Origin of the sequence: Mucilaginibacter sp. SG538B (assembly GCF_013376065.1) — a bacterium.
In the GTDB taxonomy this organism is placed as follows: Bacteria; Bacteroidota; Bacteroidia; order Sphingobacteriales; family Sphingobacteriaceae; genus Mucilaginibacter; species Mucilaginibacter rubeus.
Genome location: NZ_JABMJI010000001.1, coordinates 998,800 through 1,022,962, shown reverse-complemented (window position 1 = coordinate 1,022,962; position 24,163 = coordinate 998,800). Strand labels below are relative to the sequence as shown.

The window sequence follows — 24,163 nt, the reverse complement described above, 5'->3', positions numbered from 1 at the left end:
CCCTATTCTTTCGTAAAACTAATGTTATCAATCCCATAGTAATAATCACCATCAACAGTTATACTACTTTCATAACTTACTTCAAGTGCATTTTCGCTAAGTGTATTAACGGTATAAGTGCCTTCATAAAATGCCGGTGTTGTTTTACTTATGGTTAATACTTTATCCTTCAAAGTGTATTGATATTCAATAAGCGCCGTTTCGCCCGACGGAGTGCGGTTTGACGTATAACCTGAACCATCATTATTAAAAATTTCAAAATCAGCAGCCGAGTAATCTATACGGGCAGTATCTCTCAATAGTACATTGTTTTTATAACTGCGGGTATGATATTTTTTCAGGTACCATTTACCTGTAATAGTAACTACAGGGTTAGCAGCCTTATCATCTTTTTTGCATGATACCAGGCAACATACCAATATGGCAATTATCAAAAGATACTTTACATGCATTGAATGCTGTTTCAGGTTAATTGGTCGGGATCATAAACTTAAATAAATTATTGATAATAAACCAATTGTTTTAAACAACGATCAACAACTAACATTTGCTAATTTCATGAATCAGATACAACTTTATATTAATGACCAAGTGGTTGATTTAACTGATGACAGCCCTATTGCGCTTACCTTCCAGATCAATAACCTGGCCGAAGTTAAAAACCAGCAGGGCAATACCAGCAACCAGTTTAAGATCCCGCTAACACAGCGTAACCGTCAAATCCTGGGTTTCCCGGATGATATAGCTTTTACTACTATGCTCCCTTATGATAATTACCAGGCAAAAATCATCCAGGATGGGCTGGAGATTATTCCTTACGGGCTGGCTGTACTTAACAGCATTGAACAGGATATGGCCAACATCACCATACTAAGCGGTAACGTTGATTTTTTTGATGCGTTGGAGGGAAAAATCTATGACATGGGCGATAGCAGCAGCCCAACATCCAATTTGGGTAAAAACCTGCCGTGGCAGGCTTTTGACCACCCCTGGAATCTGGATACTATTATCGCCTCACAAAAAAAGGCAGACGGCTGGATATGGCCCGTTGTGGACTATGGATCGATAAACGAAGTTGATTTTGATAAACCTTTAGATGTGTACACCATGCGCCCCGGCTTTTTCATTAAAACAGCAATCGAACTAATGATCAAAAACACAGGTTATAAAGCAACAGGCTCCTTGCTTAAAAATGAGTTATATCCTAAACTTATTTGCCAGTTTGCCAATGATGAATTTGAGCATGGCTCAGATTTTCAAAATTCTGTTGAAGGCTTGAGTAAATCAGCATCGATGTTGTATGTAACAAATAACGACCTCGTAATAGATGGCGGGCAATTAGGCATGCATGCTAACAACAATACGGATAGAACATTACCAATTGGGTTTCAGGAATACCACGCAAAAGAGCGGGTTAACGGAACAGCAAGCCTGATATTGGATTTGGATATGCATGGTATTGCCAATACTGGCGATAATGGGTATTTTGAACTCATTATCAACTATCGCGATGCAAATGGGCATGAAAGTGTTTCAACAAAACAAACGATAAACTTTACCGACAAGGCCTATCCGCCTAACACCAGGGAGCGCACAGAACCGGTTAAGAACTTAAAACTCACATACGATTTTGAACTTAATAAAGGGGATTCGGTTTTTATCTCTTATCACCTGCACCGTTACAATACAACGGTATTCATTCACAAAGGTGCTGCATTTAGGTTTGATGTTGACCAGAAACCAATTTTATACGGTCAACAGGTTCAATGCGAACGTATTTTTCCGGATATTAGTCAGAAGGATTTATTGAAGGATACGCTACAACGTTTCGGCATTGTATGCCAAACAGATAACAGTACCCGCACCGTGTCGTTTAACTCATTTGCTGATATTGCAGATAATATCCCAATCGCAAAAAACTGGACCAGCAAATGCATCGATCAGGGCAAAACTATTAACTTCCAGCTTGGTGGATATGCACAGGTTAACTACATGAAATACAAGGATGATGATAATGTACTGCCTAAAAAGTTTGCCGACGCAGAAATTGTGGTTAATGACAAAACCTTGCCGGCCAGTGCAGATTTGTTTGAAAGCCAATTTGCCCCTACCCTTAACCGGGCTTTTACTGGTGGAACCATAGCTCAAATCAAAAAACTCGATCCTGACAGCGATAACAACGATTTTAGTATCGGGACATCGCCAAGAATATTGATAGATCAAAAGTTAAACCTGCTTAGTCTTAAAAACTACCCTACTGTAAAATTTACCGATGGCGAGAAAACTGTTGAGGTAAATGACGTTGTATCGGTACCTTATTTTTATAAACCCGACGGTGAATTTAACCTTTGCTTTAGCGATAAACCGGGAGTTAACGGTAGCATACAGTCTGGCTTAAAAACAAAGTATTATCCGCAGCTCGAAAAAATACTTTCGCAAACCAAAAAGGTAGTCAGATATTTTTTGCTTACACCCCGCGATATCCTTGAGCTCGATTTACTTATTCCTGTTTATCTTGAACAGGATAGTTGCTATTAATACATCAACAAAATTGATAGCTGGCGAAAAGGACAGCCGACGAAGGTTGAATTGGTGAAGTTGGGATGATAATTATTAATTGTTAAATAGCATTTGTATGATATTATATAAATGGTATATTTACCAAAAAAATTAGCATTTTATTGTACAATAAATCAATAAACCTACATCATGAAATTATCACGATTAATTCCCGTTTTGTTTTGCCTTGCTGCTTGTAGTGATAGTACACAACAGGGAGACCAATTGAAAAACATGCCTGCTCCGGAACTGGCCCTCATTAAAAGAGTTGAAATTGCCGACTCCGCTAAAGTAGTTAACGATAACCCAATCAAAAAAGGCGATGCCGTCAAATACCATAAAGCAGCTATTTTAAAATTTGTACAAGATACTTTGCAGGGGAATGTAAAACAATGGTTAGCGGTTATAGAGACAATAAAAACGACACCGCTTGTAGACGATGATTATGATACCAGCGTAAGATTATTGATTCCGAGGAATAATTATTTAGACGAAAAAGTTCCTGAATTTGGTACAATAATATTTGATGCTCAAATTGATAGCGCAGGCGCAGTAAAAAATGCCTTGAAAGAAATGAAAGACGGAGACAGAGTAATTGTTTCAGGAACCTTTGTAAGGGATATCGTAAACAATATTGATTTTGATAATATCATCGATTTACATGAAGGCTTTAACAGCCCTACGTTTAAATTTAATATTCAAAGCATAACCAAACGGCCATGATTTAAACCGTTAAGAAAAACCGCTGGCTAAATGATTTAGTGTACGTAATTATAGGATATTACCTCATAAATAGTAAATGGCTATGGTCACACTACAGGTTAATCTATGCTATTTGTTTGTTCATTCCAATTTACTTCTTCCGTCAAATAAGCCATAACTTGAGATGGCAAATTTTCTAAAAAACCACCAAACCTGATGTATTTAACGGCGTAATAAATATGCCATATGGAACTACATTCATAAGCATAAAACCCGTTCAGTAGTCACAAACAATTGGCTTACAAGCAAAAACGACATTAACATCTTTAACTCAAACAGAAAACCCTCTTTCCATCCTGCAAAACGCATACCGACAGTAGCTCTTTCCAACACCTCCTACCCCTCATTCCTATTTCCAACAACGATCAACCAATTAAAACAACTTACATTATATGCCAGATGAAAAAAAAATAACCGTCGATGTTAAGGTCAACAGCGATGGACAAAGACAGCTCGACCTATATACCAAAGCCTTTGTCAACTTCCGCAATGCTATAGCTGATATGTCAAAACCTTTGAATACTTTAAGCTCCGATCTTCCTAAACTGACTGATGCCATTGACAAATTAAATACTCAAAATCTCAAACTGGCTGATTCAGGCGACAAAGTTGCCAATAAGATCCCTGATATGATTAGCGCGTTTCTTAACTGGAAAGACATACTGGACTTAATTAAAAAAGGCTCAGAACTGGCTGAGGGAGCATTCACACTTTTTGAAGGCGCATTAACAGGAGGTTTGGCTATCCTGGCGGTATATGGCCCCGAAATAATTAACTGGGCAATGGCTCTTTTTAAAGGAAAAGAAGCTATTGATGTTGCCACGCTTAGTTTAAGCAATCTTAACAAGGGATTAGCATCAACTGACTATTCACATGCTATCGAAAATGTTGATATGCTTCACCTACGGGTACAAGTAACAGGAATAAATGCCCCTCCAATAAATTCAGGGAGCATCCACAACCATTATAGCACAAATGCTGTGCTTCTTTAACCAATTTATAATATCTACATCATGACAACATTTGAACACAGAGAGATCAGGGGCATTACCATAAAGAATATGATAGTCACCATAGCCAGCACCATAAGTATTGTTGTTTCGGTAATGACAGGCTACTTCCAATTGAAAGGCGACATTAAAGATATCCGTTCATCGCAGGAAACACAAAGCAGGATCGCCGAGATCAGGTTAAAAGTACTGGAAGGACAAGTTAATGTTTTACAGCAGGAAGTCCGTGGATTAAAAGACGGGAAGAGATCTTAAATACGTTGTTTAAGAGGTGTGCCCAGAACGAGATTCGAACTCGTACATCCTTACGAATGCCACCCCCTCAAGATGGTGCGTCTACCAATTTCGCCACCTGGGCTTTTAAAAAATGTGAGAATCTTTCAATTCTCACATTCTAATTTTTCTTACTTTAAAAAAGGCGTGCCCGAAGAGAGACTCGAACTCTCAAGAGACAATTCTCAACGGCTTCTGAGACCGCAACGTTTACCAATTTCGCCATCCGGGCTTATCGTTTTATTAACAAGCGTGCAAATATAATCGTTTCCGGCAAATTGCAACTTAATAAATTAAAAAATCAATATTATGTTGTTTAACGGCCTTTGAAAATCTAACTTAGGTTTCATAAAACTCTTTATATCAAACGTAATGAAACTAAACCGCATTTTTATTTCAGGTATCTTACTTTGTTCTTTGTGGTTCAATTCTGTCCTGAAAGCACAAACTATTACCGTTTTACAACAGGATAAGCCAACAAGCATCCGCGGTTTATCTGTAGTTGATGATAATATGGCATGGATAAGCGGCAGCAAAGGATACATCGCCAAAACAAACGACGGCGGCAAAACCTGGAGCTGGCAACAAATAAAGGGTTATGAAAAATCCGACTTTCGGGATATCGAAGCATTCAATGATCAGGAAGCCGTGATCATGAGTTCGGGCACGCCGTCCCTCATCTTAAAAACGGTTGATGGCGGCCAAACCTGGCAGGAAAAATATCGAAAAACAGATACCACCTATTTTTTAGACGCCATGGATTTTGCCGATAACCTTCATGGCTACATATTAGGCGACCCGATCAACAATAAATTTTTATTACTGGAAACCAAAGACGGCGGTGAAACCTGGAACGAGTCAAAAAATGCCCCGGATGCATTGCCCGGAGAGGCATCGTTTGCCGCAAGTGGCACATGCCTCAGAGTATCGGGCAAAGAGGCGATATACATCGTTTCAGGGGGTAGTAACGCCAGGCTTATTTCCTTACAGCCTCACAATAATCAATGGCAGTATTCAAACCTTCCACTTACACATGGAAAAAGCAGTGAAGGCGCTTTTTCAATATCGATAGGGCAAAATGCCGGTATTATTGTCGGAGGTGATTATGCCAGTGATAAAAAAACAGATTCAGTGGCGACTATCCTGGCGGTTCACCCTGTCCTCACATTTACACCACCCCAAACAGGGCCGGCAGGTTTTCAATCAAGTGTTGAGCACATAAAATCCGGGATATTTCTTTCCACAGGCACACCCGGGAGTAATATTACTACTGACGGCGGCCAAACATGGAAACAAATAGATAGCACAAGTTTTAATGTTTGCCGCAAGGCAAAACATGGTAAGCTTGTATTATTAGCCGGGAATAGTGGTAAAATAGCCGTTCTAAAATTGTAGTTTACTGGTTTTTAACGGCTTAAAAAAACCTTAATATTAATTTAAAAAATAGCTTGCAGGGAATAATTAAGAACCCTATATTTGCACCACTTTAAACGGAAACGGTTAACCGAACCAAAGAAGTTTAAAGAATGATTCCGTAGCTCAGCCGGTAGAGCATAACACTTTTAATGTTGGGGTCCTGGGTTCGAGTCCCAGCGGGATCACAAAGCCTTTGAAAAGAGGCTTTTTTATTTAAAAACAAAAGCTGCCTTTAAACAGCCACGCCTTAGTAAGCGAAAAATTTAAAGAATGATTCCGTAGCTCAGCCGGTAGAGCATAACACTTTTAATGTTGGGGTCCTGGGTTCGAGTCCCAGCGGGATCACAAAAGGCGCAAGAAATTGTGCCTTTTCTCATTTAAACCGTACCCCGCATTGTTTTAACATATAAACGCCCTTCTTCCGTTCAGGTTGAGTCGCGTCGAAACTACTGAACATCTTTTTCGTTATATTGCTCCACAATTAAGCACAACCAATACTAAAAATGACCGGCGGTAATAAGAACGATAAGGTGAATATGAAAACGCTTGCGAAAGAGCTTAACCTTTCAACCGCAACCATATCCAAAGCGCTGCGCGATAGCTATGATATAAGTCCTGAAACCAAACTGCGGGTAATGGAAGCCGCCAGGCGTTTAAATTACGTACCTAACGCTTATGCCAGCAGTCTCCGCAAACAAAGCAGCAATACTATAGCCATCATTATACCCGAAATTGCCGACAGCTTTTTTAGCCAGGCCATTAACGGCATTGAAAGTATTGTCGCGCCAAAAAAATACCATGCGCTGATCTACCTTACCCATGACAGTTATGAACGGGAAGCATCCATGTTTAATGACCTGGCCAGCGGACGCGTTGATGGCCTCATTATGTCCGTAGCCAGCAGCACCCAGGATACAGGACATATTAAAACATTACAGGAAACAGGCATCCCCATAGTTTTTTTTGATAGGGTGTGCGAGGATATTACTGCGGATAAAATAGTAACCGACGACTATAATAGCGCTTACAACGCAGCCACACACTTATTGCAAGCCGGATGTAAAAACATCTCACTGGTTACCATCAGTGGCTATCCTTCTATTTTAACCGCCCGGGAACAAGGATATCGCAACGCTTTAACTGACAATGGGTTTGTAGTTAAAGATGCAGGAATAGTAACCTGCTCCAACAAATATACCGACGAAAATGTAAATATAATCAAAGCGCATTTGGCAACCGTTAAACCCGATGGTATCATAGCTACCGTTGAACAGCTGGCTACCGCAACTTATCTGGCTTGCGATGAACTGAAACTACAGATCCCTTGTGATGTAAAAGTTGCTTGTTTTACCAATCAAATTACCGCGGCCATACTTAATCCATCGCTTACTACTATTTTACAACCTGCATATGATATGGGAAAGCAAGCAGCGGAAATCCTTTTCGGCCGCTTGTCCGGGCGGCTTAATGAAGCCAAGCAGGAACTGATAATGCCATCGCAATTGATAGCAAGAGCATCAACAGCCAGTTAGAGATTGTTATATATCGTTCTTAAACGTAGAAGACACTACCAGCTTACTTTTTTTCTGACGACACTATATTTTTGATATCATCAGCAGATAATGCGGCTTTGAATACTTTCACTCTGTCCATAAAGCCGTGAAACACGCGTTCCGATGGAAACTCTTCGTTTCGGCCTAACGTCCATTTGTTATTTACCGACAGATCAGCGGTTACCTCTAACAGCGTGGTTCCGGCCAAAACACTATCGATATAAACATACAGCTTTTTGCCGTTGCACACGCCCGCAATGTGGTGCCAGTGTTGTTGCCAGTCGGCAGGGAGGTTTACAGTACAGTCGCCCCTGCCCCATCCGCCCGCAAAAAAAGTCAGGGTTCTGTTATCGGTCATTTGCAATACATCGTTATCGCCTTTGGTAATGATATCAACCAAACCTTTCTCATTGCCCATCGGGTAAACCCATCCCATCATAGTAATGGATTCATCCATATTGTCCAAAGATGGTGAGTTTGGGACTTCCAAATAAGTACTATCGCTAAATAATAGTTTATCATTAGTAGTTGTTACTGAAGATGAAATAACATTTCCGTTGTTATGAAAGCCCGAACTATCAGCTACTATCTTACCACGGGCTATCGATGCGAAATCAAGTAATAATGATTCTGTAGCATTTTCATAAACCTTGTAGATAGTTTTCGCCGTATCGACCCTCACATATTCAAATCCGTTTTTGGAAGCTTTTATATGATGACTAATGGTTTTAACTTCACCGGCATCAAGTTTAATATTATCGGTAAAAACAACCGAATCATTCTGGATTACAGGTATAATAAAGGTTTGCTTTAATCCGCCAGTATTTTTTATCCGGTATTTTATTTCCTGGCTTTCATTCAACCTGATCATCGGTTTTACTTCCAGCCCCGATATTTTAAAAGCTTGCTCCTGCGGTTTTGCAGGCAGATTCACTTCGACAATCAACGGTAGTGTATTATCAAGCTTCAGTACCGTTTTTCCCACAGGGTAAAGGCGAAACTCAATAGAATCCTGAACAGTTTGTCCCGGCTCAACCAGGCAGTTTTTATAACTATATGGCTTTCCGTTAACCAACAGCTTTATGGTTTTAATGCCCTTGCTACCTGTATTTTTAAGTTTAAACCTTATCACAAGCGGCTCGTCAGGCACTGCATTTTTTTTATCGACCGAATAACTCGCTATACTAAAGGCAGTATTTTTTTGTGTGGCCGATAGCTCAATCGGATCTTTATCGGTTGGCCAGTTACCTGGGGCTTTCCCCATATCAAAAGTCATTGCACCACCGTTAACCAACACCGAATGTGGCAGGGCCAATTGCTGCCAGGCTTTGCCATTCACATGCAGAGCCTGTACGTAATTATTTTTTTCAGATGAATTATTACTGCCGATGATGAACTTTTTGCCATTGGGTAAATGAAGCGTTACAGATTTGAACAAAGGCGCACCGATAGCGTAAAGCGGATTACCAGGACATACCGGATATATCCCGAGCGAGCTAAAGACATACCAGCTTGATGTTGAACCCAAGTCATCATTACCGGGTAAACCACCGGGTGTGGCGCTGAACCTGTTGAGCATAATATCCCTCACCCATTTTTGTGTTAACTGAGGCTTACCTGCCTGATTGAACATATAAGGCAAATGGAAAACAGTTTCGTTATCAAATAGAATAACATTATTGCGCAGGGCAGGGTCAAGCCGGGCGGAGAATTGTTCGTTGCCGCCGGTCATGTTAATAAGGTCTTTACCGTTTTGAGGTACAAAGTACGAGTACACCCATTTATCGCCCTCTTTATATCCTGATGTACCGGGCTGCAGTTTAAACTCATCACCATTACGCGGAAGCATAAAGAGTTCATCTTTATTTAAAAGATTACGGTAACTAAATCCCCTGTTTGCTAATAATTGAGCGGTTTGTTTATCTCCCATCGCCTTTTCGGCAAATTGCGATAAAGCCCAATCATCATAAGCATATTCTACAGTGCGGGTAACCGACTCAGGTTTGGTGAATGGAACGTAGCCTTTTTGACAGTACACTTCCATGTCCGATTGCACGAATGGGCCATCAACCAAATCCTTCTTCATAGCCTTGTAAGCAAGCTCTTTATCGAAACCAGTAATGCCTTTTAAGTATGAGTCAACAATGATAGGAATAGCATGATTGCCCGTCATGCTTTCTGTTGGCAGATGCCCGCTTTGCTTGTAAACATCAAGCATGGATAAGATCACATCCTGCTGCTTCTGTGGATAAAGCAGTGTAAGTAATGGGTGCAGCGACCGGAAAGTATCCCATGGAGAGAAAGCCCCGTACTGATTTTGCCCTGTTTTTTGATGAACCTCGCCATCATTCCCCCGATAATTGCCATCAGCATCATCAACAACCCAAGGCAATAACAGCGAATGGTAAAGCGCCGTATAAAATACTGTTTTGTTTTGCTCGTTACCGTCGATTATATCAACTACCGATAATACTTTAGCCCATTCGCTGCCGGTTTTCGCGCGGATCTCATTAAAAGTTAAGCTACCGATTTCCTGATCAATATTATGCTGTGCATTGAGATAGCTAACTGATGATTTACTTAAGCGCAAAGTAATCACTTTAGTCTTCGGGAAAGTGAAAACCCAGCCTCCTTTAACTTCCTTTTTTTCCGTGTATCTTTCGCTAAAGTTTATCACAGCGTTTGCAACTGAAGTATGGATCACTTTACTTGATATCGCCTGGATTTCACCGGCATTTCCAACGAAAATTTGTGGATTAGTGCTTCCATTGAACATAAACCGAAACATGCCTGTTCTAGTAGTAGCTGTAGCTTCGGCGGTAATCCGCTGGTTATCAAAATTCACTTTATAATAGCCCGGTACGGCAGTTTCTTTTTTGTGCGAAAAATGCAGGCTTGACTTTCCCGGTTCAAAACTTTCACTACCACTAAACGGCATCACAAAAAAGTGGCCTGATGATCCTTCAGGAAAGCCGCTCATGTGGCCAAAACAACTGAAATAATAAATTGAGCTATCGGTGTAGTTATATCCCCTTGCCCCTGTAGTCCTTGTTTCGGGACTTAGTTGTACGCTGCCCGACGGCGCAACAGCTCCCGGATAACAACCTCCATTATTACCCCATTTGGTAAGCACATTGCTAAGTGATGTACCGATAAACGGATCAACATATTGCAGATGGTCTGTATGCTGGGCATAGAGGTTGCTGCCCAATAATGTAATGACTGAAACTAAACAGAATATCTTCTTCAATTGCGCAATCAATAATTTAAAACACTAATGTAAAGACGCATAATTGCGTCTCCTGCTTTGCACGGGCATTTAAAGTGTATGCCGTCTCTGTACAATTAGAGACGCAATTATGCGTCTCTACGTAAATTGTTATATTTTTATATAGATCTTCTTTTTATCAAGCACCCAAGCCACCAGCCAGCAAAGCATCATATAACATAGTGCAAATACCAGTGTACCAAATGCGCCGGGGAAGATCTTTTGATAAAGCGCCTGGTTTATCCAGTCGTAAAAGCTTAGCTGTGGTTTTACCCAAATGGTTTGAAAAACTGTTAACAGCAACTCCGAAAGCAGGTAAATAGCCAGTGAATTGCGCCCGAAAACCTGGAAGAAATTTGTACCACTCTTGATCTTTTTTATCTCGATAGCAAATACCATGAAGCCTAACAGTAAAAGATCAATACCGATAGTAAGTAGTGTAAATGAGCTCGTCCATAGTTTTTTAGCAACTGGGAAAAATTGCGCCCAGAATAAGGAAATAGCAATCAGTAAAACACCGCACATAAACAAACGGGCAACCGACTCATAGTTTTTACCCTTACGCTGTATAAACGCTCCGGCCAGATAACCGCCAATTACATTCACAATGGCTGTCATGGTGCTGAGTAAACCCTCCGGGTCAAAAGCTATCGGACCGCCTTTATCGTGATATAAATGATCGTTTCCCATTAACACAATATCTAATCGGGTGCCCGCATTGCCAAGCATGGTATACTCTTTACCCTGTTCGCCGCAAAATATCAGGAATGCCCAGTAGCCCAATAAAAGCACAGCAGAGATAACGATGGCCGTCTTTTGCGAGCAATAATGAACTATCAGTGCGCCAAAAAAGTAGCACAGCGCTATTCGCTGCAACACGCCCATGATACGGGTATGGCTTAGTGGGTTAAACACCCAATTACCCGCTTCACGATGGAAGAAAGGGAACCAGTACATCAGATACCCCAGCAGGAAAATGATCACCGTGCGCTTAAAGATCTTGCCTATAAAAGCGGCATCCGTTTCAAATTTCTTTTTAGAGAAACTAAGCGCGTTGCCAACTGCAAAAAGGAATGATGGAAAAACCAGATCGGTAGGTGTAAAACCAATCCAGGATGCATGGTCAAGCGGCGACCATACGTTTGCCCCCGAGCCGGGGGCGTTAACGATGATCATGAAGCAAATGGTCATACCACGGAAAACATCAAGTGCGGTAAATCTTTCGGTTATTGTAGCCATTTTCTGCTATTCTATTAATTAAGGGGTATTGAAATTTCTTTGATTGATCTGCCCGCTGCTTCTTCGGCCACAATGCGGGTTTTATTGATACTATTGCCTTCTTCGTCATAAACCACCACCTGGTTTAAACCCGGTTTAAGCCAGCATTCGGGGATATAAAGGCTTTTCAGATCCAGTTTTTCGGGATACCTGCCAAGGTTATGACCGTTAACCCAAACAGAACCGTGACCTAAACCAACAGGATCAAAACGCCAGATGAATGTATTTCCGTTTGATTGAGGCAAGTTGAAAGTTGTACGATAAAAGGCCGGAGCATTTTTCATTTGCTTTGCTGCGTCAAGCTTAGTCCAGCCCTGAATAGCTTGTGCATCACCCGGACCACCTTTTAATTGCCAGTTAATTACCGCTGTTGCATCACCTATGGCATTGATTTTTACAGATTGATCGATGCCTCCTTCATTTGAGTAATTTTCAATAAAAAGGATAAGATCAACCGGGTGTTTTAAGGTTTCTGCATCAATAATGTTCACTTCAAATGGCTGGTTCCAGCCGTCATGATGGGCTACTTGTTTACCGTTAATAAATACGGTGGCGTTTTCGTCAACGCTTTTAAACAGCACTGCTAATTTTGAAGTACCCGCCGGCTGCTGCGAAATAGTTGTGTGAAACCAGGCAAAACCCTCTTTCAGGTTAAAAACATCATTGCCTATTTTATATTTTTTGTATATCAATGTATCAAATGCCGGTGGTCCTTGCTTTACATCGTCTTTTTTGTTGGCTTTGGCAAAATACCAGTCACCAAGCTCAGAAATGAACGGTCCGCCCTTTTTGATCAAGGCCTTACCGAAAAGGCCTTTGCTGTCTACTTCATCTATCGGGCCAAGATAGGCAGCCAGCTTATCGCGGCCATCATGTGCCGCAAAAACGGCCAGTGTATGTTTGCCTTTGATAAGGTTAAGCGTTAATTCATTATCATTCAGTTTCCATTTAGCCGTGGGTTTGCTGTCAATAAAAGCTTGACCCCTGCCGCCACCTTTTACCTGCAGGGTATATTTTCCGTTGGATGGTATATTTATGATAGTCCTATACCAGGCATCGGCAGTTATATCGTCATCCGCTCCCATTGGCTTCGGATCCTTTGATTTGAGCCAGCTGCTTGTGTTTACATTTGTTGCCGCGTTAACGGCCGCGTTTTTATATTGCCAGTTAGCTAAGCTGATAGTTGACTGCTGATTGCCTTTCTGCGCATCAAGGCTGAATGGTATCTCCTTGCGATCAGTATATAATACCGCTTTCTGAATTATGCTCTCGGTTAAAGGCGTTTCTGCTATTAATTTTAACTGGCCATTTTTAACCGATGCCTCACCAACATAGTTCAACCCAGTGATGATGTAGTTTTTGTCTTTGCTTTCGGTAATCCACGTTTTATCGGTTAAAGCACGATTCATGACTAAAACTCTTACAGTTTGCGAACCAACGTTAAAACTATATTCAACAACCTTTTCCGCGATTGCCGGCATTTGCTCATCGATAAGCACATTATTGTTATCGATTTTTACCGAAGCCTTTGCTGATGAAGCTGTCTCTTTAGTATTGAAACGAAGAAGCAGCGGATCATCGGCTTCAGCCTCAACAATTATAGTTGTGGTATTAGCCTGCCTAACAATAGCAAACACGCGGGTAAGTGCCCAATCAAGCGTAACCTCATCGTTAAGCCTATAATTGTGTACCAACGGATAAATCTCTTTGGGCTGTAGGCTGATCTTTTTTCCCGCAAACAGGTTCTCGTTACCCTTGATATTTAATGATGAACTTACCTTAGATGTACCCGGATTATCCAGGAATATCAGATCACCTGCCGGGCTTGTACGGGCAGATATTTTAACCGTTGTGTTAACGGCAATGCCTTTGTATGTTTCCGCAGCGTTAGTGCTGTTCTCCAATACATTCTGAAAACTGCGGGAGAACCATGCGGCCCGTTTAAAAGTGTAATAGATTGGTCGCAGATCACCGGCCTGGCCTATACCAGTGCCATAATCGTATGAAGCTGCGTCCTCATCATTATTGGTATAGCCAAAATTTGAACCGCCATGGGCCATGTAGTAATTATAACCATTACCACCGTGAGCAATGATTTTCCAGGTACGCCTGTCATAAAGCTCAGCATCGCCCGGCTTAGCACCATATTGCGAATACCAAACGGCCCAGAACTCGGTAGAAAACCACGGGTTTGGCCGTTTATCATCGTCAAGCTTTCCATCGCCCGCCGGGTCGCTGGCATGATGTAAACCGCTGAAGAAATATGGTACCTGCAAGCCCAGATCCGAAGCCTTCGCCTGCAGGTGTTTGAAATAACCATCAGGCATTACAGTTCCCCAACCATTAGGATGCTCGTTTTCAAGCTGAACCAGTATTACTGCGCCACCTTTATTGATCTGTCTTTGGAATACTACCGGCAAAAGATGATCGAAAAAGCGATCTACATATTGCTCAAATGGTTTATTGTCCTCACGTACCCTCAGGCCTTTTTTAAATTTAAGCCATATCGGGTAGCCGCCGTTATCCCACTCAGCACAGTAATACGGGCCAACGCGAACAATAGCATATAAGCCCAACTGTTTTACTATATCCAGGAATTTCCCAAGGTCACGGTCGCCGTTGAAATTGAATTTACCGGGCTGCTCTTCATGAAAATTCCAGATGGTATAGATCTCTATACAGTTAAAACCCGCCCGTTTTATCCGCAGTAATCTATCATACCAAAGTTCATGCGGGATGCGGGCGTATTCCAACCCGGCCGATGCGATAAATGTGCGTTTACCCTGAACAATAAAGCCTTTGCTGTCAAAATCAATATAAGGCTTTGCAACTGCTGTGGCTGGAAAAATATGATCGTTTGAGCCCTGGCTGTGGGCTGCTGTGAAAGCGGTTAGTAGTAAGATAAATGTAAATATAGCGTAGCGTATTCTCATGATTCTTCAAAAATCCAGACTTACGAAGTTTTGAAAACTTCGTAAGTCTTCAACTTCATATTTTTTTATCGTGTCCCCAAAATCATCGCATTATACTTCGCAAACAATTGCTTTGATTTTTCAATGGCATCACCTTTTGCTGTATCGGTATAAGCATTATCATGCTTGTTTACCCATTGCCACTCCCAATCCTTTACCTGCTTATCAAAGGCTTCGGTATTAAAGTCGGTTTTGGTTGATAACGACTTATCCAACTGGCCAAAGTACATTGACCAGCGTGGTTTGTAATAGCCTTTGATTAAACCAGCCCATTGACGGTTTGAGTATTCGCGCAAACCACTTTCTTTGTCACCCCAAAGGGTAACCAGGTCACGGGCGTTAAACTCATACAGGTTTTTCTCTTTATCGGTTACGCCGTTAGCCCTTGCTTCGTTAATCCATTTGCCTAACAGGAAATCTTTACGGGTACTTAGCAAAGCATCCATATCATCCATCAGTTCCAAAAACTGGCTGCTATATAATTTAAATTGTTGCTGATCCTTATTTTGATAAGCCTGAGCCATTTTCTGCTGTAGCGGACTTGCATAATTGGCCAATACCTGCCGGGTAACATCAACCAGATCATACTGAAAACCATCACTTTGTTTTAGGCTGTCGGCAGCATTTATGAGTAGCGTCCAGGCTTTAACCAATTGCATCGGGTCATAATCCAGTTTGGTCAATACCCTGTCGATATATTTTTTTATTGTCGGCCTTGCCACAATGATCGATTCTGGGCCGCCTTCGGTTAGGCCGCCTGAGTACACCGAATTTAACAGGATGTGCCATGCTTCATCTGCCTGATTGTTAGCTTGTCCGTAACGGCGCTGCGCATAGTTAGCTACCCATTTATCGGCATCAATCGGGGTATCGTTCCAAACGTTTTCCAACATTAGTGCAAACAGCGCAGGGTTTTGTTCGATACCTTCGGGTGTAACACCAATACCACGCATATTTTTTGATTCAGGATCATGCAGGGCCATGGCCGGATCGGCAGCTACATGGCGCATACGACCAAACAGGCTGATGTTCCCGCCAAAGTTTTGGAGCATACCCCAGATCCATGGTTTGCCATAGTAAGCTTCCGTACGGTTCCAAACCGGGTGGGCATCGCTGTACAAATCAAGCACGATCATCTGCTCGTTTGGCACAGCGTTAAGCAGCGCTTTAATCTGTTGCGGCTGCCAGAATTTGTTATTATAGTGAAACATCCAACCCTGCATTACCCAGATAGCTTTAGGATCGGCAGCAGCCATAGAGTTGAATACTTTCTTACTCATACCATCCAGGTAGGTTGAATCATTTGTTGGCGGCACGTTTTCATTAAAAGTATCGGCCGAGTACAGGTGGTCGGTACCGAACTCTTTTGTTTGTGCCTCTATATATTTTTTACCGATGGTTTCAAACATCGGATCGTCGGGATCAAGTATAAAAACATCTGGAAACCCGGCATCCCAGTTGGTTCTTTTAACCTTAGCAGCGGGGAATTTATCTTTAAATGATGGCGGCACATGGCCGGTAAATGACGACAATACAGGCGTCATCCCAAATGAGCGTTCGCGCTCTAAAATCTTTTTTTGTAATGCTTTATGCGAGTCCATCCAATGTTGCGGCAGCGGGCCGCCCCAGGCATCAATGTTCCCCATCCAAAACCATGAAAAATAAGCAGGGCCGCTAAAAAACTCATATAGTTGTTTATCAGTAAACCCCATGTCTTTGTAAACGGTTTGCCAAACGGCTTCTTCGCCGGTTATGGCCAGCGGCATATTGATACCGTTCAGGGCCATCCAGTCAATTTCTTTTTGCCAGCGTTCCCAATCCCACCAGGCCATGGTGTAATTAAACGTGCAGTAATTTAAGTAGTAGCGATATTGGTAAGGCGTGGTTTTATGGATGAGGCCTTTAACTGACGGCAAAGTAGCAGGCAAATTAAGGTTTGTGCCATTCCAGCCGATATCGCAAAAGCAATAATTTTTAAGATAGTAATTTAGCGCTGATGCTATAGAAAGGCCATTATTACCTCTCAGCACAATTTTACCATTACGGCTTTCCAATTCAAATACATCTTTGCCGTTTTGTTGCGGGATAGCCTCAACAACAAACAAATTACCTTTGCCGGGAATTACTCTTTCAATAAAATCGTACGAGGCTTTCTGATCAACCTGGGCACCGGCTTTAAGGCCGAATGAAATAATAGCAGCTAAAACAAGTAAACACTTTCTCATCAACAGATAATTAAACGCTGGAAATAAATACCGGCAACAGGAGGCTCTCCCCTATTGCCGGTATAAGGATATAATTATTTAAAATTAGGGTTCTGTACTAACACACCTTTACTCTTATCAATCTCAACCTGGGGGATTGGGAAGTAATAGTTTTTAGGGCGTACAAAGGTTACCGTTTTGTTTTGATCAAGCGGAGCTTTGGAAACAGCAAGGTTATAAATTGCCGCTATATCCACAATTTTAGCTTTATCCCAGCGCATCAGGTCCTGATGGCGTTGATCTTCACCCGCCAGTTCAACTCGACGCTCATGGATCAGCTCTTTCATGCCAGCTCCTGAAACAGGTTTTAACAGTGGAGAAGCCCTATGCCTGATCTGGTTGATCAAAGCGTCACCAGCTCCGGCACCTTGTGTACGGATCAAGGCTTCGGCAACTAATAAATAAATATCTGCAGAACGCATTAGAGGCACAGCATAACTGTGGTCAACTCCACCGCCATCAGCTTCAGTATTAAATACAGCGTACTTTTTAAATGCATAACCAGTAGCAGAAAGATCGGCGGTAAACGTTGTCAAGCCCTTGCCATCACCCAGATCAACCTTGTCGCCAACGCTTAATAAAGTAGCCTGTTTACGCGGATCCCCTGCCTCAAACTCATTGGCAAGTCCCTGTAATGGCTGACTAAAGCCATAACCGTTCCATGATCTTGGAATGTAATAAACTGTAAAGTCATTTTGTACAACGGTTTGTACAGCCTGGATCGAAAAAAGCAACTCGGTGCTGGTTTCGTTAGCACGGGTAAAATTATCGGCGTAGTTAGCAGCCAACGCGTAATGTGAATTGGAAATCACTTTTTGACCGGTTGCAATTGCCTCAGGAAGTTTTTCCCAATACATGTAAAGCTTGGTTAATAAGCCCAATGCAGTTCCTTTGCTTACACGGCCGCGGTCGGCAGAGCCATAGCTTTCAGGCAAAAGATCCACCGCTTTCAACAAGTCCGACTCGATCTGTTTTCGTACTTCTTCAATTGGCGATTTTGGAACATTAAAAGTTTGTTTTGAGTAATCATCTTCGGTAATGATAGGTACATCGCCATGAATGATCATTAAACGCCAGTAGCCAAAGGCACGTAAAAAATAAGCTTCGCCCATACTCCGATTTTTAATATCGGCAGATATTGCGGTGATCTTTGGGATGTTAATGATGCAATTGGTTGCCCGGTTGATGGTTTCATACCTCCATTTCCATGGATACCTGATGGCTGCATTTGAAGCATCATAAGTTAAGTTCTCAATGCCCTCATCCTCGCTATGATCACCTGAACGCCAGTAATCGTCAGATGGAACATCAAATGTAGCCTCCGCGTGGCCAACATAATCCTCTTCTTCCAAAAGGCTATAAATACCGGAAACCGCATTTACAGCATCAACTTCGTTCCTGAAATAATTATCTGAGGTATAAACCCCTTGTTGTTTAAGATCAAGTGCTTTTTTACAGGCGCTGTTGAGTAACGCCAGCCCTATAACCATATATATTGTAATTTTCGATTTCATGATTTTAAAGTTTAGCAGTTATACCGAATGTAATTGTACGTACCGTAGGGTACTGGGCCACATCAACCCCACGCTGCAGGTTGCCATTAGTATAACCAAGCTCAGGGGTGTATCCTTTATAATTGGTTATAAAAAATATGTTTTGACCTGATGCATATAACCTTACGCTTTTCAGTGTCGCTTTTTTAGCCCAGCTTGCAGGTAAAGTATAACCTAAAGTGGCATTTTTGAGGGCAAAGTAATTTCCGCTTTCGACAAACAGATCGGATGTGCGATAATTGTCGTTAGCACGATCTAATGACATACGCGGGATCGAGTTGCTTGTGCCCGGCCCTGTCCAGCGGTTCATGTCTTCGGCATAAAGATTAAACGGATAGGTTGGATCAATACCTTGCATCCTATCGGCATTATAAAGGCTTACACCAAATACGCCGGTAAAGTTTGCTGCAAAGTCAAAACCTTTGTATGAAAGACTGCCTTGCAAACCAACTGTAGCATTAGGATTTGGATTGCCCAAATTGGTGCGGTCATTACCATCAATCTGGCCATCGCCATTTAAATCCAGAAAACGCACATCGCCGGGTTTGATATTAGCCTTGCGCGAATCATTTTTAAGCGCCGGATCGTTATCAATTTCTGCCTGGGTTTGGTAAAGGCCATTTGTTTTCCATCCGTAAAAAGAAGCTATCGGCTGACCCTGATATGTTCTTGAGATTTCCTGGCTTGAACGCCCGTAAACTGTCGAACCAATGAAAGTACCTTCTCCATTAAGTTTAGTTACCTTATTTTTGATAAACGAAGCATTGGCACCGAATGAATATTTTAGTTTATCGCCGCCTTGATAGTTAATTTCAACTTCGACACCTTTGTTATTCATTGTACCGATGTTTTGATTTGGAATAGCTACCGAACCCGCTGAACCTACTACCGGCGGTGATATCAGCATATCTTTAGTATTCTTATTGAAATACGTAAGTGTGGTATTTAACTGGTTATTCAGGAAACCAGCATCAAGGGTAATGTTGGTCATAGCAGTACGCTCCCAAGTAATATCCGGATTTGCAATACTTGTAACAGCTGCACCACTTACTCCCGTGCCGCCAAAGGCATAACCACCATTTTCATAAGTACTGCCAATTTTGATCAAGCTTAGATACTGAAAAGGCAGTACATTTTGATTACCCAACTCACCATAACCACCCGTCAATTTCAAGTTATTAATCCAAGTGATATTTTTCATGAATTTTTCACTGGTAATTCTCCAGCCCAAGGAGAATGCAGGAAAGTACCCCCACTGTTTGCCGGGCGCAAATTTGGAAGAACCGTCTGCACGAAAAGTAACGGTTGCCAGGTACCTGCTGTCAAAATCATAAAATAACCTTGCAAAGCCCGACTGTAGTGAAGATGGTTGAGGCAAGATATTTGAATTGAATTGGCCATTGCCCTGGTTAAGCACCCGCTGATCGGGATCGGTATCGTCATAACCAACCCTTTGAGCGTTAAAACCGTAATCTTTAAAGTTTTGATAAGAATAACCACCTGTAAAAGTTACGTGACTTTTGCCAAACACCTTATCATACGTAAGAAAAGATTCAAGCAACTGTGACGATACTTCCTCTTCAGATTGAGTTAAGGTAGAATTTGGATTTGGCCTTGTTTGATTATTATCTGCGATACTAAAATTATAATTGCGGATAAATGTACCGTCAAAGGCATAGTTAACCTTCAATTTCAGCTCCTTTAAAAAGGTAATTTCAGCAAACGCGTTGGCCAAGGCCCTGTACTTTTTAGTGTACCTGTCGGCCATTTGGATAGTAGCATAGGGACTGTTGATATCACCCAACTGATTAGCAAAAGCCTTTGATGTACCGTAAGTACCATCAGGATTTACCAGCGGTATAGCCGGGTTAAAACGTAGAGCCGAAAATATCAAACCCGTTTGCGAATTATTGTTATCAAAGCCATTGTTATTACCGTAGGTCAGTTGAACGTTCTCTCCCAGTTTTAACCATGAAGTTATCTTATGCTCGGAATTGATACGTGTACTGTATCGTTTGAAGTTGGTTTTATCAATAATACCATCCTCGTTATAAATAGAGCTTGAAAAGTAATAATTAGAGGCATCGTTACCTCCTTGTATACTAACATCTCCATTGGTTACATGTCCTGTACCCATAATAGCCCGTTGCCAATCTGTTCTTTGAGTAGCATAATAATTATCATCCCATGGAGCATCAATTGCTACGCCGTCATTTGTATAACGTTCCCTTTTTAATTTAAATAAATCTGGAGCCGTTAGCAGATTAAGATATTTAGTTGTGTTGGAAAACCCGCTATAAAAGTTAACAGTGGTTGCCAGCTTTTGATTATAAGTACCTCTTTTCGTAGTTACCAAAACCACACCATTCGCAGCACGTGTACCGTAAATAGCGCTTGAAGAGGCGTCTTTCAAAATGTCGACGCTGGCAATATCGTTGGGGTTAATGTCACTTAACGCGTCAGGGTTACTGGTAGGTACACCGTCAATTACAATTAACGGATTGGCATCATTCACTGTACCTGTTCCACGGATCCTGATGCTCGGCGCAGCGCCAGGTGAACCATCGTTACGAACAATACTTACACCACTTGCACGGCCATCTAAAGCCTGGGCCGCTGTACTAACAGGCAAGTTTTGAATATCCGATCCTTTAACGCTTGCTACTGCACCCGTAACATCAACCTTTTTGCTGGTACCATAACCAACAACCACAACTTCGGTCAAGGCAGATGGCAGGGCAACGAGGGTAATATTTAAAGTTTGGCTTCCGGTTATGGTAATTACCTTTTTTTCATACCCGATATAAGATATTTCCAACACACCATTTACCGGTGCATCAATACTGAAATTACCATTTGCATCGGTAGTAGTGCCCTGATTAGTCCCTTGTAATCGAATATTCACGCCAATAAGCGGTTCGCCTTTGGCATCAACAACTTTTCCTTTTATAAGGGCAAGGTTTTTGGCATCCTCCTGGTTGGCAATGATCACTACATGATCGTCACTCATTTTATAGGAGAGCTTATCATCAATGATAACGGCAAGCAGCTCATCAATAGTTGCGTCTTTTACATCCACATCAACCCTGCCCAACTTTTTAACACTGGCATAGTTGTAAAAGAAACGGTAATCACTTTGTTTTTGAATTTTGGTAAGGACACTGCTTACTTCGGCCTGCTTTAGGTTAAGCGTAAATTTCTGCTGTGAGTACACTTTTGCAGAAACTTGCACACAGGTAACCATGACCAATAAAAATACTGCTTTCATCAGCAAAATAACTTTGAGACACACGGGCGCGCCACGAAGCGGGAACACCCTTCTTGTTTTTTTCATTACATTTGTTTTGAAAATAAATGGATGGAGTAAGTGCTGTGTTACAATAGCTTACTCCGTTAATAAAATCCTATTTGTTTGCGGGGAGGAGTGGCAGCTCTTCCCTTGTTTATTTGAGGATGTTTCAGGAATCTGACAGGTAAGTTTTCAATATCATAAGCTGTTAATTAAGTGGTTAGTTAGTTTATTTTGTTTTTATTTATCTTTCTTTGACAGGTACACCGTTTGTCCATCAACCCTAAAATTGAACGGCGTGGTCAGTTCAATAATGCCTAAAGCTTCCTTCAACGTTTCTTTATCAAGTAAACCGCTTATTTGCTCGGTACGAAGCGCCCGATCTTCAAACACAACCTGCACGTTGTATTTGCGTTCAATTTGAGCAGCCACATCTTCAAACATCTCGTTGGTGAACAGGATGCGGTTATCAACCCAGGCTGTTTCTTTCACTTCATCCGGCTTAACATCAGGCAATTCGGTTACCTGGTATTCAATTTTACCTTCCTTGCTCTTTACACTTTTAGGCTCCCGGTTATTAACAACAATCAGCTTTTCATTAGGCAACAGGATAATCTTTTTTTCGGGATTGTTTTTTAATTCAACCTGTACCTTACCTTTTAACAGCGTAGTTTCAACTGTTTTATCATTATTATAAGCCTTAACATTAAACACCGTTCCTAATACCTTTACAACAAGCCTGGCCGTATGTACCAGAAAAGGCCTCTTAGAATTTTTAGTTACCTCAAAAAAACCTTCGCCGGTAAGGCTTACATCCCGGCTGTTTTTTTCAAAAGCCTCGGGGTACGAAAAAGTACTGCCTGCATTTAGTGTAACCTGTGTCCCATCGGGCAGTTTGAGCTTTTCGGTTTTACCATAAGGCACATGAATTTCATGTAAAATATTTTCTGCGGTTAAAGTATCCTGTTGCACCGCTCTGTTATAAAATAAAGCTCCTGCGGTAACAAGCACCAGTACCGCGGCAGCAACCCATTGCCACCTGAACATTGGTTTTACCTTAGTATCACCCGCCGAACTTTCGTTCGAGCTTTTAATTCGGTTCCAAATCTCCTCCAGGTTTCCGTTAATCTCTTCCGGTTTTATTTCTGCTGCTTCAGTGTCCTTTCCTTTTAAAGCATCGGTAACGTTATACGTTTTTTTATAGTCGGGAAATTGTTCAAGAAACATGTCGAGTTCGGTCAATTCTTCAGCACTGGCAGTTTTGCCCATGCTTTTGGCCATCAACTCAATAAACCTGGATTTGCTCATAGTAATTGGTATTCTGGCTTAAGGACACAGCAGTTCCCAGTTTTTCCTAAAAGAAATTAAAATATTTTTTTGAAGGGGATCAACCTATTTATTCCCAAGCGCCTCATCAAGTTTCTTCAGGGCGATGGCCAGTTGCGCAAATACAGTTTTGTTAGAGAGACCAAGGATATCGGCTACTTCATTGCAGGAGAGATCATCCTCCTTAACCATTTTAAAAATGAGCTTACAACGAGGCGGTAAACTGTTAACAGCGTTTAGAACTCCGGCCTGCAGCTCTTTGCTGATGAGCAATTGCGAGGGATCAACCGATAAATGAAAATAATAGGTTTCGGCTAATTGGGCGTCGCGGTTTCTTTTTGAGGTGTTGCTTCGGATATGGTTAAGACAGGCATTTTTTATAGCCACATAAAAGTATACTTTAGGATTCGCGATCTTGTTAAGTTTGTGGCGACCTGTCCAGATATTTACAAAAAGGTCATTGATGATCTCCTCGCAAGCTTCCTTGTCGCCCAAAAACGACCAGGCGAACTGATTAAGATTATTGATCAGCAGCTTATACAATTCATTAAAGGCAGATTCATCATTGTTGTAATGGATAGAATCTATAAGTTCTTTAATCTCCAATGTTTAGCGGCTTGCTTTTAACGGGAACAGTTAA

At 41.6% G+C, this 24,163-nt stretch carries 15 protein-coding genes and 4 tRNA genes; 8 read left to right on the top strand and 11 right to left on the bottom strand.

Annotation, left to right across the window (positions count from 1 at the left end):
* Positions 1 to 2: 2 nt before the first annotated feature.
* The gene (locus FHW88_RS03970; RefSeq protein WP_176623309.1) at positions 3 to 452 is read right to left on the bottom strand and encodes a hypothetical protein; all 450 of its coding nucleotides are present in this window, start codon (positions 450 to 452) and stop codon (positions 3 to 5) included.
* 106 nt (positions 453 to 558) lie between these two features.
* Between FHW88_RS03970 and FHW88_RS03965 the strand changes: the two genes are divergently transcribed.
* From FHW88_RS03965 to FHW88_RS03950, 4 genes are all read left to right on the top strand, one after another.
* The gene (locus FHW88_RS03965; protein ID WP_176623307.1) at positions 559 to 2,538 is read left to right on the top strand and encodes a hypothetical protein; all 1,980 of its coding nucleotides are present in this window, start codon (positions 559 to 561) and stop codon (positions 2,536 to 2,538) included.
* A 171-nt stretch (positions 2,539 to 2,709) separates the two neighbouring features.
* A complete protein-coding gene (locus FHW88_RS03960; RefSeq protein WP_176623305.1) occupies positions 2,710 to 3,282 on the top strand; it encodes a hypothetical protein in 573 nt (190 codons plus the stop codon).
* Between the two features lie 431 nt (positions 3,283 to 3,713).
* Positions 3,714 to 4,313 (top strand): hypothetical protein, encoded by a 600-nt coding sequence (locus FHW88_RS03955; protein WP_176623303.1) that lies wholly within the window; start codon positions 3,714 to 3,716, stop codon positions 4,311 to 4,313.
* A 21-nt stretch (positions 4,314 to 4,334) separates the two neighbouring features.
* On the top strand, positions 4,335 to 4,586 hold the full coding sequence (locus tag FHW88_RS03950; protein WP_176623301.1) for a hypothetical protein: 252 nt from the start codon (positions 4,335 to 4,337) through the stop codon (positions 4,584 to 4,586).
* Between the two features lie 19 nt (positions 4,587 to 4,605).
* Here the strand turns inward: FHW88_RS03950 and FHW88_RS03945 are convergent.
* Together FHW88_RS03945 and FHW88_RS03940 are read right to left on the bottom strand one after the other, a co-directional pair.
* Positions 4,606 to 4,689: transfer RNA gene (locus FHW88_RS03945), tRNA-Leu, on the bottom strand.
* Between the two features lie 63 nt (positions 4,690 to 4,752).
* Positions 4,753 to 4,836, bottom strand: a tRNA-Leu gene (locus tag FHW88_RS03940).
* A gap of 140 nt (positions 4,837 to 4,976) precedes the next feature.
* On the opposite strand from FHW88_RS03940, the gene FHW88_RS03935 reads away from it, so the two are divergent.
* The 4 genes from FHW88_RS03935 to FHW88_RS03920 all read left to right on the top strand — a co-directional run bounded on the left by FHW88_RS03935 (position 4,977) and on the right by FHW88_RS03920 (position 7,552).
* Entirely contained in the window at positions 4,977 to 5,999 is a 1,023-nt protein-coding gene (locus FHW88_RS03935; protein ID WP_176623299.1) for a WD40/YVTN/BNR-like repeat-containing protein, read from the top strand.
* 133 nt (positions 6,000 to 6,132) lie between these two features.
* Positions 6,133 to 6,205, top strand: a tRNA-Lys gene (locus FHW88_RS03930).
* An 87-nt stretch (positions 6,206 to 6,292) separates the two neighbouring features.
* Positions 6,293 to 6,365: transfer RNA gene (locus FHW88_RS03925), tRNA-Lys, on the top strand.
* 158 nt (positions 6,366 to 6,523) lie between these two features.
* Positions 6,524 to 7,552 (top strand): LacI family DNA-binding transcriptional regulator, encoded by a 1,029-nt coding sequence (locus tag FHW88_RS03920; protein ID WP_090523582.1) that lies wholly within the window; start codon positions 6,524 to 6,526, stop codon positions 7,550 to 7,552.
* A gap of 43 nt (positions 7,553 to 7,595) precedes the next feature.
* On the opposite strand, the gene FHW88_RS03915 is transcribed toward FHW88_RS03920, so the two are convergent.
* From FHW88_RS03915 to FHW88_RS03880, 8 genes are all read right to left on the bottom strand, one after another.
* Positions 7,596 to 10,823, bottom strand: a complete 3,228-nt coding sequence (locus tag FHW88_RS03915) for a GH92 family glycosyl hydrolase (protein WP_176623297.1) — start codon at positions 10,821 to 10,823, stop codon at positions 7,596 to 7,598.
* 129 nt (positions 10,824 to 10,952) lie between these two features.
* Complete coding sequence (locus FHW88_RS03910; RefSeq protein ID WP_176623295.1) at positions 10,953 to 12,080, bottom strand: acyltransferase family protein; 1,128 nt, start codon at positions 12,078 to 12,080, stop codon at positions 10,953 to 10,955.
* Between the two features lie 14 nt (positions 12,081 to 12,094).
* Positions 12,095 to 15,052 (bottom strand): beta-galactosidase, encoded by a 2,958-nt coding sequence (locus tag FHW88_RS03905; RefSeq protein WP_176623293.1) that lies wholly within the window; start codon positions 15,050 to 15,052, stop codon positions 12,095 to 12,097.
* 65 nt (positions 15,053 to 15,117) lie between these two features.
* Positions 15,118 to 17,316 carry an alpha-N-acetylglucosaminidase gene (locus tag FHW88_RS03900; RefSeq protein ID WP_176623291.1) on the bottom strand — a complete coding sequence of 733 codons (2,199 nt, stop codon included), beginning with the start codon at positions 17,314 to 17,316 and terminating at the stop codon, positions 15,118 to 15,120.
* Positions 17,317 to 17,390: 74 nt separating this feature from the next.
* Positions 17,391 to 18,869: a RagB/SusD family nutrient uptake outer membrane protein gene (locus tag FHW88_RS03895; protein WP_090523568.1), complete on the bottom strand. Its 1,479-nt coding sequence runs from the start codon at positions 18,867 to 18,869 to the stop codon at positions 17,391 to 17,393.
* A 4-nt stretch (positions 18,870 to 18,873) separates the two neighbouring features.
* Entirely contained in the window at positions 18,874 to 22,242 is a 3,369-nt protein-coding gene (locus FHW88_RS03890) for a TonB-dependent receptor (RefSeq protein WP_176623289.1), read from the bottom strand.
* A 195-nt stretch (positions 22,243 to 22,437) separates the two neighbouring features.
* On the bottom strand, positions 22,438 to 23,505 hold the full coding sequence (locus FHW88_RS03885) for a FecR family protein (protein WP_176623287.1): 1,068 nt from the start codon (positions 23,503 to 23,505) through the stop codon (positions 22,438 to 22,440).
* An 84-nt stretch (positions 23,506 to 23,589) separates the two neighbouring features.
* The gene (locus tag FHW88_RS03880; protein WP_176623285.1) at positions 23,590 to 24,129 is read right to left on the bottom strand and encodes an RNA polymerase sigma-70 factor; all 540 of its coding nucleotides are present in this window, start codon (positions 24,127 to 24,129) and stop codon (positions 23,590 to 23,592) included.
* Between the last annotated feature and the right edge of the window lie 34 nt (positions 24,130 to 24,163).

What these genes read in the sequence shown, in the direction of transcription:
- FHW88_RS03920 (WP_090523582.1), top strand. Translation starts at nt 6,524, where the DNA reads ATGACCGGCGGTAATAAGAACGATAAGGTGAATATGAAAACGCTTGCG.
- FHW88_RS03950 (WP_176623301.1), top strand. Translation starts at nt 4,335, where the DNA reads ATGACAACATTTGAACACAGAGAGATCAGGGGCATTACCATAAAGAAT.
- FHW88_RS03960 (WP_176623305.1), top strand. Translation starts at nt 2,710, where the DNA reads ATGAAATTATCACGATTAATTCCCGTTTTGTTTTGCCTTGCTGCTTGT.
- FHW88_RS03905 (WP_176623293.1), bottom strand. Translation starts at nt 15,052, where the DNA reads ATGAGAATACGCTACGCTATATTTACATTTATCTTACTACTAACCGCT.
- FHW88_RS03900 (WP_176623291.1), bottom strand. Translation starts at nt 17,316, where the DNA reads ATGAGAAAGTGTTTACTTGTTTTAGCTGCTATTATTTCATTCGGCCTT.
- FHW88_RS03910 (WP_176623295.1), bottom strand. Translation starts at nt 12,080, where the DNA reads ATGGCTACAATAACCGAAAGATTTACCGCACTTGATGTTTTCCGTGGT.
- FHW88_RS03935 (WP_176623299.1), top strand. Translation starts at nt 4,977, where the DNA reads ATGAAACTAAACCGCATTTTTATTTCAGGTATCTTACTTTGTTCTTTG.
- FHW88_RS03955 (WP_176623303.1), top strand. Translation starts at nt 3,714, where the DNA reads ATGCCAGATGAAAAAAAAATAACCGTCGATGTTAAGGTCAACAGCGAT.
- FHW88_RS03965 (WP_176623307.1), top strand. Translation starts at nt 559, where the DNA reads ATGAATCAGATACAACTTTATATTAATGACCAAGTGGTTGATTTAACT.
- FHW88_RS03970 (WP_176623309.1), bottom strand. Translation starts at nt 452, where the DNA reads ATGCATGTAAAGTATCTTTTGATAATTGCCATATTGGTATGTTGCCTG.
- FHW88_RS03895 (WP_090523568.1), bottom strand. Translation starts at nt 18,869, where the DNA reads ATGAAATCGAAAATTACAATATATATGGTTATAGGGCTGGCGTTACTC.
- FHW88_RS03890 (WP_176623289.1), bottom strand. Translation starts at nt 22,242, where the DNA reads ATGAAAAAAACAAGAAGGGTGTTCCCGCTTCGTGGCGCGCCCGTGTGT.
- FHW88_RS03885 (WP_176623287.1), bottom strand. Translation starts at nt 23,505, where the DNA reads ATGAGCAAATCCAGGTTTATTGAGTTGATGGCCAAAAGCATGGGCAAA.